General features: G+C 45.6%; 17 protein-coding genes. All 17 read left to right on the top strand.

Features of this window, described 5'->3' with window-relative positions; genetic code table 11:
- Positions 1-13: 13 nt before the first annotated feature.
- Positions 14-454 carry a methylglyoxal synthase gene (mgsA, locus tag PQG66_RS08475; RefSeq protein WP_272037258.1) on the top strand — a complete coding sequence of 147 codons (441 nt, stop codon included), beginning with the start codon at positions 14-16 and terminating at the stop codon, positions 452-454.
- The gene (bshB1, locus tag PQG66_RS08470) at positions 451-1,140 is read left to right on the top strand and encodes a bacillithiol biosynthesis deacetylase BshB1 (protein WP_272037257.1); all 690 of its coding nucleotides are present in this window, start codon (positions 451-453) and stop codon (positions 1,138-1,140) included. Before mgsA ends, bshB1 begins: the two co-directional genes overlap by 4 nt.
- Positions 1,141-1,300: 160 nt before the next feature.
- Complete coding sequence (gene bshA, locus PQG66_RS08465) at positions 1,301-2,461, top strand: N-acetyl-alpha-D-glucosaminyl L-malate synthase BshA (protein ID WP_272037256.1); 1,161 nt, start codon at positions 1,301-1,303, stop codon at positions 2,459-2,461.
- A gap of 35 nt (positions 2,462-2,496) precedes the next feature.
- Complete coding sequence (locus tag PQG66_RS08460) at positions 2,497-3,798, top strand: CCA tRNA nucleotidyltransferase (protein ID WP_272037255.1); 1,302 nt, start codon at positions 2,497-2,499, stop codon at positions 3,796-3,798.
- Positions 3,785-4,762 carry a biotin--[acetyl-CoA-carboxylase] ligase gene (locus PQG66_RS08455; RefSeq protein WP_272037254.1) on the top strand — a complete coding sequence of 326 codons (978 nt, stop codon included), beginning with the start codon at positions 3,785-3,787 and terminating at the stop codon, positions 4,760-4,762. Before PQG66_RS08460 ends, PQG66_RS08455 begins: the two co-directional genes overlap by 14 nt.
- Positions 4,763-5,116: 354 nt before the next feature.
- Positions 5,117-5,992, top strand: a complete 876-nt coding sequence (gene panB, locus PQG66_RS08450) for a 3-methyl-2-oxobutanoate hydroxymethyltransferase (RefSeq protein ID WP_272037253.1) — start codon at positions 5,117-5,119, stop codon at positions 5,990-5,992.
- Positions 5,989-6,900, top strand: a complete 912-nt coding sequence (panC, locus tag PQG66_RS08445) for a pantoate--beta-alanine ligase (RefSeq protein ID WP_272037252.1) — start codon at positions 5,989-5,991, stop codon at positions 6,898-6,900. The genes panB and panC overlap by 4 nt, the downstream gene beginning before the upstream one ends.
- Entirely contained in the window at positions 6,893-7,276 is a 384-nt protein-coding gene (panD, locus tag PQG66_RS08440; RefSeq protein ID WP_272037250.1) for an aspartate 1-decarboxylase, read from the top strand. The genes panC and panD overlap by 8 nt, the downstream gene beginning before the upstream one ends.
- A 117-nt stretch (positions 7,277-7,393) precedes the next feature.
- Positions 7,394-8,017 carry a tetratricopeptide repeat protein gene (locus tag PQG66_RS08435; protein ID WP_272037248.1) on the top strand — a complete coding sequence of 208 codons (624 nt, stop codon included), beginning with the start codon at positions 7,394-7,396 and terminating at the stop codon, positions 8,015-8,017.
- A gap of 144 nt (positions 8,018-8,161) precedes the next feature.
- Entirely contained in the window at positions 8,162-11,023 is a 2,862-nt protein-coding gene (gene dinG, locus PQG66_RS08430) for an ATP-dependent DNA helicase DinG (RefSeq protein WP_272037246.1), read from the top strand.
- A gap of 205 nt (positions 11,024-11,228) precedes the next feature.
- The gene (locus tag PQG66_RS08425) at positions 11,229-11,882 is read left to right on the top strand and encodes a redox-sensing transcriptional repressor Rex (RefSeq protein ID WP_272037244.1); all 654 of its coding nucleotides are present in this window, start codon (positions 11,229-11,231) and stop codon (positions 11,880-11,882) included.
- Positions 11,866-13,173, top strand: a complete 1,308-nt coding sequence (locus PQG66_RS08420) for an amidohydrolase (RefSeq protein ID WP_272037242.1) — start codon at positions 11,866-11,868, stop codon at positions 13,171-13,173. The genes PQG66_RS08425 and PQG66_RS08420 overlap by 17 nt, the downstream gene beginning before the upstream one ends.
- A gap of 43 nt (positions 13,174-13,216) precedes the next feature.
- Positions 13,217-13,747 carry a DUF5590 domain-containing protein gene (locus PQG66_RS08415; RefSeq protein WP_272037240.1) on the top strand — a complete coding sequence of 177 codons (531 nt, stop codon included), beginning with the start codon at positions 13,217-13,219 and terminating at the stop codon, positions 13,745-13,747.
- Positions 13,748-14,063: 316 nt separating this feature from the next.
- Positions 14,064-14,591 (top strand): hypothetical protein, encoded by a 528-nt coding sequence (locus PQG66_RS08410; protein ID WP_272037237.1) that lies wholly within the window; start codon positions 14,064-14,066, stop codon positions 14,589-14,591.
- Positions 14,584-16,086 carry an AAA family ATPase gene (locus tag PQG66_RS08405; protein WP_272037235.1) on the top strand — a complete coding sequence of 501 codons (1,503 nt, stop codon included), beginning with the start codon at positions 14,584-14,586 and terminating at the stop codon, positions 16,084-16,086. The genes PQG66_RS08410 and PQG66_RS08405 overlap by 8 nt, the downstream gene beginning before the upstream one ends.
- Before the next feature lie 136 nt (positions 16,087-16,222).
- The gene (locus PQG66_RS08400) at positions 16,223-17,095 is read left to right on the top strand and encodes a 3-hydroxyacyl-CoA dehydrogenase family protein (RefSeq protein ID WP_272037233.1); all 873 of its coding nucleotides are present in this window, start codon (positions 16,223-16,225) and stop codon (positions 17,093-17,095) included.
- Positions 17,092-18,297, top strand: coding sequence for an acetate/propionate family kinase (locus tag PQG66_RS08395; RefSeq protein ID WP_272037231.1), 1,206 nt, complete (start codon positions 17,092-17,094; stop codon positions 18,295-18,297). The genes PQG66_RS08400 and PQG66_RS08395 overlap by 4 nt, the downstream gene beginning before the upstream one ends.
- Positions 18,298-18,396: the final 99 nt, after the last annotated feature.

The raw sequence follows: 18,396 nt of genomic DNA, 5'->3' as shown, positions 1-18,396 counted from the left end.
GATTAAGATTGTCATGTTGAAAATTGCATTTATTGCCCATGATCGTAAAAAAGAAGAAATGGTAAACTTCGTTACAGCTTATGAACCTGTGTTTACAGAACATGAGCTTTATTCAACAGGTACAACAGGTCTTCGCATTATGGAAGGCACATCTCTAAAGATTCATCGTTTTGAATCAGGGCCACTGGGAGGCGACCAACAGATTGGAGCTTTGGTTGCGCAAAATGAGATGGACCTGATCATATTTCTGCGTGACCCGTTAATGGCACAACCACACGAGCCAGACATCAATGCACTGCTCCGCCTGTGCGATGTACAGGGAATACCACTGGCAACTAACATTGCTACGGCTGAGATTCTTGTCAAAGCGTTGGATCGTGGTGATTTTGGTTGGAGAGAGCTCGTACATAAGTACAAGCCGGAAGCGGGATTGAATACGGGGGACTCTCAATGAGTCTGGATATACTAGTCTTCGGAGCGCATGCGGATGATGCTGAGATTGGAATGGCTGGAACGATCGCTAAACATACGGCTGCTGGGTTGAAGGTAGGCGTATGTGATCTGACTCGTGCAGAGATGTCCTCCAATGGTACCGTAGAACGCAGAACCGAGGAAGCGGAGCAAGCCTCACGCGTCCTCGGTCTTTCGTGTCGAACAAATCTCGGTTTACCCGATCGTGGGCTCTATATCACACCAGAACATGTACAAGCGGTTACCGCAGAGATACGCAGACATGCACCGCGTATCGTTTTTGCGCCTTATTGGGAGGATCGGCACCCCGATCACATCATGTGCAGTAAACTCGTGCAAGAAGCGATATTTAACGCAAAGCTTCGAAACTATATGCCAGATATGCCTGCCGTGCAAGTGAAGGAAAGCTATTTTTACTTTATTAATGATATCGGTCCTACGGATTTAATTGTGGATATTTCGGAACACTACGATCAGAAGGAAGCGTCTCTTCGTTGTTATCGATCTCAATTTGAGCAAGGGGAAGGCATCGTATCTACACCGCTGAATCAAGGTTATATCGAACGGGTAAAAGCGCGTGATTCCTTGCTTGGGCAACGAAGCTTAATCCCATTTGCGGAAGGGTTTGCAACGATAACACCTTATGTGGTCAAGCAGTTTGGCGTCTAAACTAATGCAACTTATGTATATATAATATAGAATAACGTTTACACGTTGTCTGAAAGCTCTCTGATTGAAAGCTAATCATAAAACAAATCATGACATGTTAAACATTTCCGTTGCATGATATCAACCTACATAACGTAGGAGATCAAAGGAGTCCAACCGGATGGATCAAAAGCTAAAAATCGGAATTACCTGTTATCCGTCCCTCGGAGGATCTGGGGTGGTCGCAACGGAACTCGGCAAATTATTGGCCGAACAGGGACATCAGGTTCATTTTATTGCGAACAGCATTCCTTTTCGATTAGGAAAGTTTCAGAAAAATATTTTTTATCATGAAGTAGAGGTTAATGATTATTACGTATTTCGGTATCCTCCGTATGACCTGTCATTGGCGACCAAAATGGCACAGGTAGCGAAAACGCAGCAACTCGACTTGCTCCATGTGCATTATGCGGTACCTCATGCCGTGTGCGCATTTCTAGCCAAGCAGATGGTCGGAGACAATCTGAAAGTGGTCACGACGCTTCATGGAACAGATATTACGGTCCTTGCTCAGGATGAGTCCTTGAAAGACTTGATTCGCCTTGCGATCAATGAAAGTGATGCGGTAACAGCCGTCTCCCAGGATTTGATTCGTGAAACCGTTGAATTGCTAGATATCCAGCGTCCGATTGACCTGACTTATAATTTTATAGATAAACGTGTGTATTATCCTAGAGATGCAGCGAGTCTGCGTCGCGATTATGCTGCACCCAATGAAAAAATATTGATGCACATTTCGAATTTCCGCCCGGTCAAGCGAACACAAGACGTGGTGGAAGTCTTCCGTCAGGTTCAAGAACAGGTTCCTGCGAAACTGTTGTTTGTGGGTGAGGGCCCGGATTTGCCTAAAATTCAATGCAGAATTCAAGAACTGGGTCTGAGTGACAAGGTTCATTTCCTTGGCAGACAAGACGATATTGCCCATGTCATATCGATGGCTGATATTTTAATGCTTCCCTCCGAGAAGGAAAGCTTCGGTTTGGTAGCACTTGAAGCGATGGCATGCGGCGTACCTACGATTGGTTCACTAGCTGGCGGTATTCCGGAACTCGTTTTACATGGGAAAACTGGATTTCTCTCGCCAATCGGAGATACCAAGTCTATGGCTGAGAACGCAATACGTCTGCTGACTAGCGAAAAATTGGCTGCAGATATCCGGGAAGCATGTCTTCAACGTGCGCATCATGATTTCTGCAATGATTCAATTCGTCAGCAATATGAACAGATATACTATCGTGTGCTTGGAAGAGAAATCCCTAGTCTAAACCCCGTTTGCGGCTAGGGGGAGACCACAGCAGGCAAGAGAAGAGGTGAGATGTGGTGGTTCATTGGACACAAGCAGATGATGAAATGGCAAAACAAAGTGAAAAGGTACTCCAGCGATTAAATGAAGAAGGGTTCAAAGCCTATTGGGTTGGCGGTTGTGTCCGTGATGAATTGTTAGGGCGAGCTGTTGATGATATGGACATTACAACTTCGGCTTCACCGGAACAAGTCATGGGCATATTCGACGACTGTATTCCTACAGGATTACAGCATGGCACAGTAACTGTCCGATCAGGCGGTTATTATTTTGAAGTCACCACATTTCGTACAGAGTCAGAGTATCAGGATAATCGTAGACCTTCTGCGGTACAATTTGTTCAAAATATCCAAGAAGATTTACAACGGCGGGATTTTACAATGAATGCTCTAGCCATGCATGTTGATGGAACGATCGTGGATCCATTTGGTGGGCAGCTGGATATCAAGCAAGGGCTTGTGCGATGTGTAGGTCTAGCGGTTGAACGTTTCGGTGAGGATGCACTGCGGATGCTTCGTTGTATACGATTTGCATCGGTCTTTGATTTTAGCATAGCCTACAATACCTGGAAAGGGCTCGTCAATCAACGCGAATTGCTTCAGCATATTGCCATGGAGCGGGTCCGCACTGAGATGGTGAAAATGATGGCGGGTCCTCATCCTCAGAAGGGTCTGGAATTGTTATTCCGGAGCAAGGCATTAGAGTATGTTAAAGCTCCGGTAGATTCCAACAGATTCAACAAAGAGCTGTTAGTTGGGTTGGAGCATTTGACAGGGGAACATGTCTTGCTGCGATGGTCGTGTGTGTTATTAGCTGGCCGATATACCCGAGAAGAGGCAGACAAGCTGCTAAGACAGTGGACATTTTCAAATGAGCATCGAGTTCGAATCACAGGTGTGCTTCAGGTGGAAGAGTTGGTGACTACTTTTGTGGAGCAGCGTGTAGATGATAACCTGCTACGGGAAAACTGGATTGTTACGGTGCTCTCTTGTGGTGCTCAAGCCGCGAACGACTGGTTAATTTTGCAAAAGCAACTTCCCCAAAAGTGGCGTGACAGTTCGGAGCGGGCGCATGAACAGATGGCGAAAGTTCAAACTCATGCGGCCAGCTGGAGTAAATCCATGCCCGTTCACGAAATAAAAGAACTGCAAATCACGGGTGAACAGGTGTTGCAATTGGTAGAGCGTAAGGGTGGGCCTTGGCTCGGCCAGCTCATGAAACATTTGCTTAAGGAAACAGCCATCGGAAATATAATGAATCAGTATGAAGCATTGTGTACTGAAGTGAAACGGGTGACTGCAAATGACCAAGTCTGAGGATTTGTTACATATGTTACAAGAGGCGAGTGGACAATTCGTGTCTGGTGAAGAGATCAGCCGGCATCTGTCCATCAGCCGAACGGCAGTATGGAAACATGTGAATAAATTGCGGGACATGGGATATGAGTTTGAGGCTGTTTCGCGTAAGGGATATCGTTTGGTCACCAAACCTGAGAGTATCGATGCAACTGGGCTCCAGCTATCTCTAGGTACAAAGGTTTTTGGTCGTAAAGCAGTGATGCTAGGTTCAACCTTGTCAACACAGGGAGATATCCAGAAGCTTGCTGAAGAAGGAGAGGCCGAAGGTGCAGTCGTTTTTGCGGAAGAACAGACTGGAGGCCGAGGACGGTTTGGTAGAAAGTGGTTTTCTCCTCCTGGAAAAGGGATCTGGATGAGTGTGTTGTTAAGGCCGGAACTCCCTCTGCATCATACCCCCCAACTAACTCTTCTGACCGGAGTTGCCGTATGCCGAGCTGTTCGAGCTTGTACTGGCGCAGAAGCGGGGATTAAATGGCCCAATGATCTGTTGATCGATGGACGCAAAATGTGTGGAATTTTGCTGGAATCAGCGTTGGAGGACCATGAGGTTCGGTATTGTATTGCGGGTATTGGGGTTGATGCAAACTTTGATCCCCAGGATTATCCTGAAGACTTGAGGCAGATCGCAACATCGATCAAGATTGAAACAGGACAGACAGTGAATCGAACCGAGCTTGCGGCAGCCATTCTGACAGAGCTTGAACATCTCTATTTTCTATATCAAAAAGAAGGCTTTGGAGTTATCTCATCCCTATGGGAGGCTCTGTCGGTGTCGTTGAACCGAAAGATTACGGTTACGAATCCTCACGGTGTAATAGAAGGTACGGCTGTAGGATTGGATCCTTCTGGTGCACTAATCGTGGAAGGACCGGATGGAGAACGTGAACTTATAGTCTCTGGAGAAGTGAATTGGCAAAGCTGACAATTTGTCGAATCTTTACTGGTAATTTAACATAAAACGTGAAGTTCGAGCAGAACTTTGGTATACTGTTTTTCGTGAGGCGGTATCGGACGATTTAGACCGAGCTGCACTCCGTGGAGCAGTAACCTTTGTTCTGCTTGATGCGTTTTATTGTATTGGTAAGACAGCAATGGCAAGAAAAACAATGGAATAAGTTCAAATGTATTGTTGGATTCTGCTCTGAGCCGAAGAGGACCGAGACAGAAGGGACGATCGCAAGTGACTCTTTTTTGACTTTTCGGGACTTTTTAGTGGAAAACTAAAAGGTTTTTTTGTTGCGTTTAATTTGAAAAGGTGAGAGGGGCACAGGATAATATGGCCAATAAACAACCATTAAACATTGTGAAAATGAAAAAATACAAGCAGGATGGCATCCCGCTGAGCATGATTACAGCTTACGACTATCCAACTGCTCTGCTCGCCGAAGAAGCTGGCATTGACATGATTCTGGTGGGAGACTCCCTGGGTAATGTCGTCCTAGGTTACAATTCTACCTTACCCGTGACGATTGATGATATGGTGTACCATACTCGTTCCGTTGTGCGTGGTGCGGAAAATACGTTTATCGTGGCAGATATGCCTTTTATGACGTATCACGGCAGCGTAGATGAAACGTTGAAAGGTGTACGTCGTCTAATGCAGGAAGGTCATGCTCATGCAGTCAAAATGGAGGGTGGCATTGAAATTGCAGAGACGGTCAAAGCCGTTGTGCAAGCAGGTGTGCCTGTGCTAGGACATATTGGACTCACACCTCAATCGGTGAATCAAATTGGAGGTTACCGTATTCAAGGCAAGGACGCAGCAGATGCTAAACGTCTGATGGATGAAGCCAAAGCACTTGAAGCGGCAGGAGCCTTCGGCATCGTACTTGAACTTGTGACAGAACAAGTGGCTGAGGCGATCTCGAACGAATTGTCGATCCCGACGATTGGCATCGGTGCAGGTCGTGGATGCGACGGACAAGTGCTCGTTTTCCATGATGTGGTTCAATATGCCTCACCATATACGCCCAAACGATTTGTTAAAACCTATGGCGACGTAGGCAGTCTGATCCGCAGTAGTATCGAATCGTACGTAAAAGAAGTCAAAAATCGTTCTTTCCCTGCGGAGGAACATGTGTTCAGTGCGGCAGATGGTGTTGTAGACGGACTGTACGGACAACGTAAAGAAAAGGTGGAAACTCACAAATGAAAGTCATACGGACGATCGCAGAGTTAAGACAAGAACTGAACATTATGCGCAAAAACCATAATAACGACACTTCAGACTCTAGAGGAGTCGTTGTCGGGCTCGTACCAACAATGGGATACCTTCACCGAGGTCATGCCAGCTTGATGCAAGCTGCCAGGCAGCAGAGTGATATTGTAGTGTTAAGCATCTTTGTTAACCCGATTCAGTTCGGCCCGAATGAAGATTTTGACAGTTATCCACGCGACGAAGAACGGGATTTAGCGGTTGCTCGTGCGGAAGGAGTGGATATCGTATTTAGTCCCTCGGTGGAAGAGATGTATCCACAACCAACCCAAACAACGATAACCGTATCTGGGATTACAGAACGTTTATGTGGAGCATCCCGTCCGGGGCATTTTAATGGAGTGACTACTGTGGTATCCAAATTGTTCAATATTGTACAGCCACAGAAAGCTTTTTTTGGTATGAAGGATGCCCAGCAGGTCGCCGTTATTCAACAAATGGTTCATGATTTGAATATGCCTGTTGATGTTGTGCCTTGTCCTATTGTTCGTGAAGAGGATGGCCTGGCCCTGAGTTCTCGCAATGTCTATTTGAGCTCAGAATTGCGTCAGGAGGCGCTGGTGTTGTCTCAGGCATTACGCGCGGTACAGGAAGCTGTAGCGAGCAATACAGCCATCACAGCGAAAGACATTCGTCATATTCTTCGAGAACATATTAGCCAATCCGTGCATGCTGTCATTGATTATGCTGAAATTCAGTCTTTCCCAAGTCTGGAACCTCTTGCAGACGATGAGGAATTGAAGGCATATGGCGATCTTCTCATCGCACTGGCTGTAAAATTCGGTAAAACAAGATTGATTGACAATATACGCATTCAAAAAATGGAGGTGCTGTCCCGTGTTTAGAACCCTGATGAAATCCAAAATCCACCGTGCAACAGTAACGGAGGCCAACTTGAACTATGTGGGTAGCATTACCATTGATGAAGACCTGATGGAAACATCAGACTTGATGGAAAATGAAAAAGTACAAATCGTGAACAACAATAACGGTGCTCGGCTTGAAACTTATGTGATTCCTGGGCCACGCGGCAGTGGTGTCATTTGTCTGAATGGAGCTGCTGCTCGCCTTGTCCAGCCTGGAGATACGGTCATTATTATTTCTTATGCCATGATGTCACAAGAGGAAGCGAATGCCCACAAACCAACGGTGGTGTTCGTAGATGGGCAGAACAAACCGGTTCAGACGATGAAAAAGGAAGTGCACGCTACGATTTTGTAATCGGCTGGGAAGGGGAATGAAATCGGTGCATCCAGCAAAAAATGAATACAGGTCACAGCACTAATCCATTTTTCCAAGGGTGGGGATGCATCGATGTTCCAGCATGTTTTCGCCGAAATGAACGACATGTTAGATGAAATTATCAAGCGCTATCCTTCCGCTGAAGGTCTGGACAAACAGGAATTGCAACAGAAATGGAATCTGCTTAAACGCATGAGTGACGGGGTGCTGGATGAATGGCTGATGTTTGAAGAAAAGATGAGTCATCTTCGGGAGCAAGAGCTTGAAAAGCCAGCTTCTCTAGAACCAGAGCAGCAGGCCGTTACAGCTCTCCCTGAGGTTCATCTGGAATGTTTTAGCCGTGGACAGGGATACTTTAAGCTACAGATGTATACGCAAGCTATTGATCAATTCTCACGTGTCGTGGGGGATTACCCGGACAGTGCTTTAGCTCATTTTTATCTGGCACTCGCTCACTTAAGTTTGGAGCAGATGTATGAGTCAGAACTCCATTTGCAAACCATCATGATGCTTAATGGCTCCCCTAGACTCAAGGGACTGGTATGTAATGTTCTAGGGTGTATTCAAGCTAAACTTTCCAATCTGGAAGCAGCAAGCTCCTTGTTCGCTCAGGCCCTTCAATATGACCCAACGTTGACCGAACCTCTATATAACATGGAAGTTTGCAGGCTGAATAGAGGTAAACTTCAATATGCCAATCAGCTGATTGGACTAAATTGAGAAGGACTTTTGTCGGCATAAAGAACGGTGTTTCCTCCTTTAGCATAGCGGCGGGAACACCGCTTTTTTGTCGGTTAATTTTCAAATGTCCTTTTTTTTGCTATGCTGTAACATAGACTGGAATGGAAGGGACCGTATATTGCAATGAAATTTGCCGTTTTGGATTTCGAAACAACCGGCACGCAGTCCGACGGTGAGATTATACAGGCCGGACTTGCCATCATAGATCATGACTACAGCATAACTCAAATATATAGTTCTTATGTAAATCCGGGAGTGCCAATACCGCCTTTTATTACGGGGCTAACTGGAATTACAGATGAAGACGTAGCGGATGCTCCTTCACTCGAAGAGATGATGATGGAGATGGTGCCGCTTCTTGATGACGTGGTGTTGGTAGGTCACAATGTTGCCTTTGATTTTCATTTCTTACAGAATGCGCTTGATCGGTGCGGATATTTGCCGTTTACAGGCCGTATTCTGGATACCATTGATTTTTTGAAAATCACGTTTCCGTCGCTGGGTTCGTATCAGCTCGGGTATGTTTCTTCGGAATTTGGTTTTGAGCATGACCGTCCCCATCAGGCAGACAGTGATGCACTAGCGACAGCACACGTATTACTCAAATGTCTGGAGGAGCTTAGAGAACTGCCGTTAATTACAATTCAACGGTTAAGTGATTTGTTTGCTCCAGAGGATAGTGATCTTGGCTGGTTTTTTGACGGACTGCGCCAAGAGAAAGAGGCACAACCTATTCAAGACCTTGACGGACATACGTATTTCCGTCAGCTTGCACTTAACGTCAGTGACTGGACAGAAATTGGCGCACCGCGTGATGAGAAAGATAGGAACCCGCTTGAGGGGGTTAGCTTTGATCAGTTTATGGATCAAGTGAGAGCCAATCTCCAAGATACACTGGATCATTACGAAGAGCGCGAAGCACAGACTCAGATGTTTAGCAGCGTACGACAGGCTCTGGACGAAGAGAAGCACCTTTTGATCGAAGCAGGGACGGGAACAGGAAAATCACTGGGGTACTTATTACCCGCCATTTATGAAAGTGTAAGACAAGAGCAGAAGGTGATGGTAAGTACCCACACGATTAATTTGCAGGAGCAACTGCGAGAACGGGATATTCCAATGCTCACACAGGTGGTTCCATTTCCGTTCAAGGCTGCTGTATTCAAAGGCAGAGGACATTACTTGTGTCTGCGTAAATTCGAACACAAGATTAACAAACGTGAATTTGCAACGCCAAAAGAAGATTACTTCACCGCGGCACAAATGATCGTATGGCTTACCCAAACCGAGACGGGTGATGATGAAGAATTAAACCTCAGCGCACGCGGAGGGGATTTCTGGGAGACGGTACAGAGCGAATCCGAGTCTTGTCTCGGCAGATCCTGTCCGTGGTTCCGCAAGTGCTTTTACCATCGTGCGAAGCATGAGGCGGGACTTTCTGACATCGTGATTACGAATCACTCGAAGCTGTTCACGGATGTGAAGGCTGCTCATCAGCTACTGCCAGCATACGAAAGTCTGGTGATTGATGAGGCACATCATCTGGAGGATGTAGCAGGTAAACATTTGGGGCTTCATATGAAATACTTTACCCTTGTGCATACGCTGACTCGTTTGTTTAAAGACAGTCGTAATGGTCAGCTTCCGATGCTACGCTCCCAGCTGTCAGGGCATGAAAATGCTGTACACTGGGGTTCTATGGTTGATCAGATGTTTCCGCTCGCTGTTGAGGTGAAGGAGATGTGGGATCGACTGAGCGACGCTCTGTTTGGCCTGCTGCCCGAACGAAGTGATGCCTCTCCGGGAGAGACGGGACAGTTCTCACTTCGGATTAAAGCATCGCAGAAGCCTGCCAAATGGCAGGAATTGCAGGACCTGGAGAACCAAATTTATGTAACCCTAGGGGACTTGGTTCGCAAGGGTGATAAGTTGCTGTTAGAAGTCAAAGAAGATCAGGACGATTATCAGTCTGATAGTCTCATTACGGATATTACCGGGCTTCTCAAAGATTTAACAACAATCAAGGAAAATCTTAGATTCTTCATGCGTATGGATGACGCCAAGACGGTGTACTGGATGGAAGCTAGCGGTCAATTCCGCAGCAAGTCACTTCAGTTGTACGCTGTGCCAGTGGATGTGAGTGCGCAACTGAAAGAGATGTTTTTTGACAAAAAGAAAAGCGTTGTACTTACATCGGCTACGCTATCCGTGGATAAGTCATTCCAATTCATGATTGAACAGCTCGGCCTGCAGGAAGCTGCCGACAATAATCGGCTTCTGACATCGATGCTGCCTTCACCGTTCAATTATCGGGATCAGGCTTTGCTCGTTATTCCACGTGACTTCCCAAGTCTGAAAGGCAGCGTAGGAGATGCGCATTTCGTACAGATGCTCGTACAGTCTCTTGCCGAGACGGCGATTGCAACCCAAGGGCGCATGATGGTGCTGTTCACCTCCTATAAAATGCTTCGCCAAGTCTACGAACCACTGAAGGAGGCTCTATCTGGCAAAGACATCTCCTTGCTCGGTCAAGGAGTTGACAGTGGCAATCGATCCAAGCTGACGCGAAGATTCCAGGAAGCCAAAGCAGCAGTTCTGCTAGGTACGAGTAGCTTCTGGGAAGGCGTAGATATTCCAGGTGAAGCACTGACTTGTCTCGCTATTGTGCGTTTGCCGTTTCAGCCGCCTAATCATCCGCTGCTCGAAGCGAAAAGTGAATTGTTACAAGAGCAGAAAAAGAATCCGTTTATGAAATTGTCTGTGCCACAGGCGGTCATCCGTTTCAAGCAAGGCTTCGGTCGATTGGTTCGAACAGGCAAAGATCGAGGGATTGTCATCGTGTACGATACACGGGTAATCGAAGCTTATTACGGGAAATACTTCCTGTACTCCTTGCCCGGACCAAAGATGGAGCATATGCTTACAGAACAGATGGTACCACGCATTGCCGAATGGCTGGATCGTCCAGTCGTTGAACAAAATTAATCATCATTGTAAGCAATGGCATTGCAATGTACTCTGTTCAGGCGTTAAACTCGAAGAAGACTGCGATAAGCAATTTATTTATGGACTTATAATCCCGAGAATACGAGAGCATTCTGTATGGAAATAGCATGTTTTGCATGTGTACAGAATGCTCATCTTTTCAATGTTTTTTATTTTATTGTGGCACTGGTTAGGGGGAGCAAAAATGAAATCGGATAAAATATCAGAAGCAGTCGTGCGGCGTCTGCCTGTATATTTGCGTTATTTGAATGAGTTGGTTCAGAGGGAGGTATCAACGGTCTCCTCACAGGAGCTTGGACAACGACTGGATCTGAATCCTGCTCAGATTCGTAAGGACCTGGCATACTTCGGAGATTTTGGTCGTAAAGGAATCGGCTATGACGTTTCTTACCTGATTGAGAAGATTCGTCACATTCTCAAAATTGATCAACAGATTAATGTCGCTCTAGTAGGGGCGGGTAATCTTGGACAAGCCTTGTCCAATTACAATGCTTATCTCAAAGACAATATGAAAATTGTTGCTATTTTTGATGCATACGGCCCAAAGATTGGCAGTAAAATCAACAATTTGACAGTGCAACCGATGGAAGATCTTACAGAAGCGGTACAAAAAGATAACATTCGTATCGGGATTATTACTGTACCTGATACGGAAGCACAGAACGTTGCTGATCAATTGATCGAATCAGGCATTGAGGCAATTTTGAATTTTGCACCAACGATTTTGAAAACGCCCCCGCATGTTCGTATACATCATGCAGACTTTACAACAGACTTGCTGAGTCTGGCCTATTATCTGGAGAACGGGAAGGAAGAAGAGGATGACAACAACGAATAGATGGGTAATTCACAACGGTAAGTTCGCGACCAATGAAGGGGCAGACTGGACGGTTGTTCAAGGGTATATGGTTATTGAAGATGACAAGATTGTGCATATTGGTGAGACGCTCCCGGATGGAGATGAACATTTGACCAAAGTAGATGGTAAGGGACTTCTCTTCCTGCCGGGTCTGATCAATACGCATGGTCATGCAGCAATGTCTCTCCTTCGAGGGCATGGAGACGATCTAGCATTGCAAGTTTGGTTGCAAGAAAAAATGTGGCCTATGGAAGCGAAAATGACTTCAAAAGATGTCTATTGGGGAGCATCACTCTCCGTGCTTGAAATGTTAAAAGGTGGAACGACAGCATTCCTGGATATGTACGACCATATGGATCAAGTAGCAAAAGTGGTTGAAGAATCCGGAGCGAGAGCTGTATTGGCTCGAGGCGTAATTGGTCTGTGCTCGGAAGAAGAACAGATGCGTAAGCTGGAAGAGTCGGCTGCGTTTGCACGTGAATGGAATGGTCAGGCGAATGGACGGATAACAACGGTCATCTCTCCTCACGCACCTTATACATGCCCTCCTGATTACATAGAGAAGCTTGTACAGGTCGCACATGATCTAAATCTTCCCCTTCATACTCACATGTCGGAAACCTCACGTGAAGTGGAGCAGAATGTGACTGATTATGGCTTGCGTCCGGTAGAACATTTGGAGAAACTTGGATTTTTCTCACGTCCTTCACTTGTAGCACATGCTGTGCATCTGAACGATGAAGAGATTGAGATTTTGGCTCGTCATGATGTTGCTGTATCTCACAATCCAGGTAGTAACCTCAAGCTTGCATCCGGTGTGGCTCGTGTCCCTGCTCTGTTAAAAGCAGGTGTTACGGTTTCTTTGGGAACAGACGGACCTGCAAGCAATAACAATCTGGACATGTTTGAGGAGATGAGACTTGCCGCCTTGATTCATAAAGGGGTGTCTGGTGATCCGACTGCCGTACCTGCTGGGGAAGCGCTGTTACTTGGAACAACATATGGTGCGAAATCGGTCTTCCTGAATGAGACCGGAGCACTGCAAGTAGGCAAAAAGGCAGACTTTATTGCTCTGAATATTGAGCAGGCTCATTTCTATCCACATACAGATCTGATCTCGCATTCGATTTACTCGGCGTCTGCAAAAGATGTGGAGCATGTATGGGTCGACGGAAAACAAGTAGTGAAACATGGTGAATGTCTGACACTGGATGAAGAGCGCATTTTGCGAGAATCCCAGTTGGCCTTTGATCAGTTGCTCGCGCGCTAATAGCAACTTCAACGGCAGTATTTAGGGAAAGGAAGTTCGACTCTTGAAGAAAAAAAAGAAGTGGATATGGATATCGCTACTCATTCTGGTTCTGATCTTGTTTGGACTTCAGCGGTATTACGTCTACGTTACACAGGACCAGCGTAAGGAAGAGGCGTTAGCCATCCAGGTCGCTCAGGAGCAGCTGGGGATTACATCACCCGATGAACTCAGAAAGTACGTATGGGGCGATAAGAATGGTTCTGACAACATCTATTGGACGATGATTGCCAAAAATAAAGATAATCAGGATGTAATGGTCTGGGTAAAGTTTGATAACAATAATCAGCCTGTCCAAGGAAAAGGAGGGGTGCATAGCGAGTTACTGCAAAACGGGATGACCGAAGAGCAGATTCGCACCCGCTTCAGCTCCGAGATTCCAGGCGGGGAGATCAAACGGATCATGCCTGGAGTCGTTAATAATATTTACGTATGGCAAGTGTATTACAAGGATGGAAGCCATAACTATTATCGTTTTTATCGGTTCAGCAATGGGGAGCAAGTGGATCTGGTATATACGTTACCAAACAGCTAGTTCGGGTTTCCCTTTACTGAATATAAGTAATCTGCATGCCTGACGAAGAATGAGCAAAAACCGGCAGACGACACACTCGTTTGAACCGGTTTTTTGGCTTTTCTAAGAAGTTAGTTTGATTTAAATAGTTAAAATTAATAATTTATTCATATTTTCACCTTCGATATTGTATATACGATGTGATATACTCAGATATGTACTTAAGTTAATGATTAACGCAAACAAATCTGCAAATGTTTTTGCAGATCATCATGTACAGCTAAATATATAAGCCTATAGATTAAAGGATGGGCTCATTTTGGGAGGGGTAATTCATTTGAAGCTGAAAGTATTGCCTATTGTTCTAACTGCCGTTGTTTCTGCCGTCCTGTTGTTTGGAGGTTGGTTCATATATCGTCAAGTAGCCGTACAGAGTCCGATTGAAAAGATGGTTACTCAGTACGAAGGAGTCAATGATGTACAATTATCTATTAACCGCAATGATATACAAATGAAACTCGATTTGAAGCCAAATGTGGATTTAGGCAGACTGGTTCAATACCTTTATAAAGAAGGACAAGACCTGATCGGCTCGCGTACCCTTAAATTGGACGTTGTAGACCATTCCAATGAAGCGCTGGAAAACTGGTGGGGGGATGCGATGTTTACGGTAGCTCAGGCCATGGAGAACAAACAATATGCCGAGATCACGCCTACGTTGTCCAAGATGGCAACAGGAGGGATTCAAGTCAATACAGCAATGGATGATAACAATGTTTATGTGAGTCTGCGAGATGGAGATGCTAGCAAGCACATTATACTGCCGCGTGTGCCCGGCCAGATAGGAGTGTGGCCTAATGCCTAAATGGACAAAAGAAGCAGCCATAGGATTTATTCCTGTTTTAATTATTTTTCTTGCTTTTATTGGTGTGAATGTGGCTCCGATCCTGATCGCTGCATTGCTTGTGGGTGGTCTGTTATTCATGATGCAGATGCGCGGTGGAATTACGGTAGGCGCTGGACAAGAACGTAAACGGAAGAAAAAAGGACCTTCCAAACTAACGTTCGAAGAAATCGGAGGTCAAGACAGTGCCAAACAGGAATTAAGGGAAGCACTTGATTTCTTGATCCGTCATGAAGAAATACAAAAGTTCGGAATTCGACCATTGAAAGGTATTTTGCTTACGGGTCCTCCAGGGACAGGGAAAACGCTGATGGCTAAAGCGGCTGCCCATTATACCGATTCCGTTTTCGTAGCGGCTTCCGGCAGTGAGTTTGTTGAAATGTATGTGGGTGTGGGAGCCAGCAGAATCCGGGATTTGTTCAAAGATGCTAGAACACGTGCAGCCAAGGAAAATAAGGAAAATGCCATTATTTTTATCGACGAGATTGATGTCATCGGTGGTAAACGTGAAGGCGGTCAGCAGCGTGAGTATGATCAAACATTGAATCAGTTGCTCACGGAAATGGACGGGATTTATACATCTGACACCCCACGGATTTTGCTTATCGCTGCTACCAACCGCAAAGAAATGCTGGATAGTGCGTTGACACGTCCTGGTCGCTTCGACCGTCATATTCAGGTGGATTTGCCAGACAAAAAGGGTAGAAAACATATTCTGGAGCTGCACGCGGTGAACAAGCCGCTGACGCAGGATGTGGATCTGGAAAAAACAGCGGAAGAGTCTTATGGATTCTCAGGTGCACAGTTGGAGAGTGTCATGAATGAGGCAGCTATTTATGCAATGCGTGAAGGTCTGCTTCACATCGAACAGCGTCATCTGTCACTTGCGATTGATAAAGTAATGATGGGTGAGAAAACCGATCGTGAGTCGAGCGTAGAAGAAAAGAAACGAGTAGCTATTCATGAGCTTGGCCATGCCATTATGGCTGAGCTTGTACGCCCGGGAAGTGTGAGCCAGGTAGCTCTTAGTCCACGTGGACAGGCTCTTGGTTATGTACGTCATAACCCTCAGCAGGAGCAATTTTTGTACACTAAAAGGTTCCTGGAGGAGCAGATTATGATTGCTCTGGGTGGTGCAGCAGCAGAAGAGATGTACTACGGAGGGCGTTCCACGGGTTCACGCAATGACTTTGAGCAGGCGACCAATGTGGTTCAGACCATGATGGCATCTGGACTAACCTCTCTCGGGATCGTGAATATGGACATGGTGACTACGGAAGAACTGATGCGTGAAAATAAAGTGATTCTGCAAGACTTGATGGAACAGACCAAACGCCGGCTTGAGGAGCAACGGACAATATTCGACAATTCCCTTGACATTCTGATGCAAGAGGAAGTTTTGTCGGGAGAGCAATTTCGTTGTCAATTTCGTGACAGCGCACGTTTACCAGCATAAATTCTTTATGCTGGTTATTTTTTTTTACATTTCAGTCGTGCTAAGATATTATTAGTTGTTGGGTCGAAATTTGTAATTTTCGGCGAACAGGGTACAATAGAGAAATAGAGAAACCGAAAGGATGGAGAGCATAACCATGTTTTTTAAAAAAATAGGAGTTGTCGGCGGCGGTACGATGGGGCAAGGTATTTCCCAGATGCTCGCAGCCAAAGGACTTGATGTACTTCTAGTGGAACATACCACGCAAAAGCTTGATCATGCATATAACATGATTGAAACAAATTTGGATAAACAGCTCGAGAAATGGGCGATTACCAAAGCAGAGAAGAAATTGATTCTCTCCCGAATCACCAAAGTTGGGCATTTGGCTGAACTAGGTTCTTGCGATATGGTCATTGAGACGATCTCAGAAGATCTGGAAGCCAAAAAAGCAGTATTTAACCAACTGGATCAAGTATGTCCAAGCAATGTTATTCTGGCAAGTAATACGTCCACGCTGAGTTTGACTGAGCTTGCAAGCTCAACCAAATATCCAGAGCGTGTTATTGGTATGCACTTTATTCACCCGGTATCCCGGGTTGATCTTGTGGAAATTATTCGCGGACTTAAAACATCAGATAACACATTCGAAGAGACTCGCCGTTTTGTTGAAGAAGTTGTAGACAAAAAAGGGGTTATGATTTATGAATCCCCTGGATTTGTAACTTCCCGTCTGATCTGTCTGCTAATTAACGAGGCTCTGCATGTATTACAAGAGGGCGTCGCTTCTGCTGAGGACATTGATGAAGCAATGCGTATCGGTTATAACTTCCAGCACGGGCCGCTTGAAATGGCTGACCGCTTCGGACTCGATTCTGTAGAAGCTGCTCTCGAAAGAATGTTCCGTGAATTTGGAGAACTGAAATATCGTCCTTCAACTGTCCTGAAGAAAATGGTACGTGCAGGTCATCTGGGCGTAAAAACAGGAGAAGGATTCTTCAAGTACGACAAGGATGGTGACAGATTGTGAAAGTACTCGTAATTAATGCGGGGAGTTCCTCGCTCAAATATCAATTGTATAACATGGAAGATGAATCTGTTCTGGCAAAAGGTTTGGTAGAACGGATCGGAATGGATTCTTCCATTCTGACGCATAAACCAACAGGCCGTGAAGAAGTCACGGAAGTTAGCGAAATTCTGGAACATACGACCGCTATTCGTAAAGTCATCGACATTTTGACAGATAAAGAGAACGGTGTGTTGGATGCTGTTACCGAAATTCAAGCAGTTGGACACCGTGTCGTACATGGTGGTGAAGCATTTAAGGAATCGGCATTGGTTGATGAAGCTGCAAAAGCAGAAATCCGTCGATTGTTCGACCTAGCTCCACTGCATAACCCTGCAGCAATGATGGGGATCCGTGCGGCTGAGGCCAACATGCCTGGTGTACCACAGGTTATGGTATTTGATACGGCATTCCACCAAACGATGCCTGAGCATGCATATCTGTATGCTATTCCGCGCGTACTGTACAAAAAATATAAAGTACGTCGCTACGGCGCACATGGTACATCTCATGATTATGTAAGCAAAGCGGCAGCTGAGTACCTAGACCGTCCGTTAGAAGACTTGAAGATCATCACTTGTCACGTTGGTAACGGTGGTAGTGTAACGGCAGTTAAAGGCGGTGTATCGGTCGATACGTCGATGGGGATGACTCCACTTGAAGGTCTGATGATGGGAACACGCAGTGGTGACCTCGATCCTGCGATCGTACCTTATGTAATGAACAAAGAAGAGCTTAGTGTCAGCGAAGTGAGCTCTATGTTGAACAAACACAGCGGACTTCTAGCGATATCGGGTATCAGCAGTGATATGCGTGAAATTACAGAAGGTATGGAGAAAGGCGAGCCAAACTCTACGCTTGCATTTGAAATGTATGAATACCGTTTACGTAAATATATTGGTTCCTATGCTGCGGCAATGAACGGTGTAGATGTGATCGTATTTACAGCAGGTGTAGGTGAAAACTCCGTAGTTCTTCGCCAAAAAGTATGTGAGCAATTGACTTATCTTGGTGTTGAACTGGACGAAGCTCTGAATGCTATCCGTTCCGGTGAACCTCGCCGAATTACAACCGAGAATTCAAAAGTGGACGTTCTTGTGGTACCGACAAACGAAGAATTGGTAATTGCACGGGATACACATCGAATCGTATTGAATTCTAAGTAATCTAACGGTAAAGTAAATACAGGATGACTAGGGAGTGCAGAGGACAGGATCGAACCTGTCCGCTGCATTTTCAAATTTAGGGAACCAAGGGGAGATATG

It is taken from the genome of Paenibacillus sp. JJ-100, assembly GCF_948329825.1.
Lineage (GTDB): Bacteria > Bacillota > Bacilli > Paenibacillales > Paenibacillaceae > Paenibacillus.
This window is presented reverse-complemented; position numbering and strand designations above follow the sequence as displayed.

Excerpts from the sequence above, each read along its gene's own strand:
- mgsA (WP_272037258.1), top strand. The coding sequence starts at position 14 with ATGTTGAAAATTGCATTTATTGCCCATGATCGTAAAAAAGAAGAAATG.
- bshB1 (WP_272037257.1), top strand. The coding sequence starts at position 451 with ATGAGTCTGGATATACTAGTCTTCGGAGCGCATGCGGATGATGCTGAG.
- bshA (WP_272037256.1), top strand. The coding sequence starts at position 1,301 with ATGGATCAAAAGCTAAAAATCGGAATTACCTGTTATCCGTCCCTCGGA.
- PQG66_RS08455 (WP_272037254.1), top strand. The coding sequence starts at position 3,785 with ATGACCAAGTCTGAGGATTTGTTACATATGTTACAAGAGGCGAGTGGA.
- panB (WP_272037253.1), top strand. The coding sequence starts at position 5,117 with ATGGCCAATAAACAACCATTAAACATTGTGAAAATGAAAAAATACAAG.
- panC (WP_272037252.1), top strand. The coding sequence starts at position 5,989 with ATGAAAGTCATACGGACGATCGCAGAGTTAAGACAAGAACTGAACATT.
- PQG66_RS08435 (WP_272037248.1), top strand. The coding sequence starts at position 7,394 with ATGAACGACATGTTAGATGAAATTATCAAGCGCTATCCTTCCGCTGAA.
- dinG (WP_272037246.1), top strand. The coding sequence starts at position 8,162 with ATGAAATTTGCCGTTTTGGATTTCGAAACAACCGGCACGCAGTCCGAC.
- PQG66_RS08425 (WP_272037244.1), top strand. The coding sequence starts at position 11,229 with ATGAAATCGGATAAAATATCAGAAGCAGTCGTGCGGCGTCTGCCTGTA.
- PQG66_RS08420 (WP_272037242.1), top strand. The coding sequence starts at position 11,866 with ATGACAACAACGAATAGATGGGTAATTCACAACGGTAAGTTCGCGACC.
- PQG66_RS08405 (WP_272037235.1), top strand. The coding sequence starts at position 14,584 with ATGCCTAAATGGACAAAAGAAGCAGCCATAGGATTTATTCCTGTTTTA.
- PQG66_RS08400 (WP_272037233.1), top strand. The coding sequence starts at position 16,223 with ATGTTTTTTAAAAAAATAGGAGTTGTCGGCGGCGGTACGATGGGGCAA.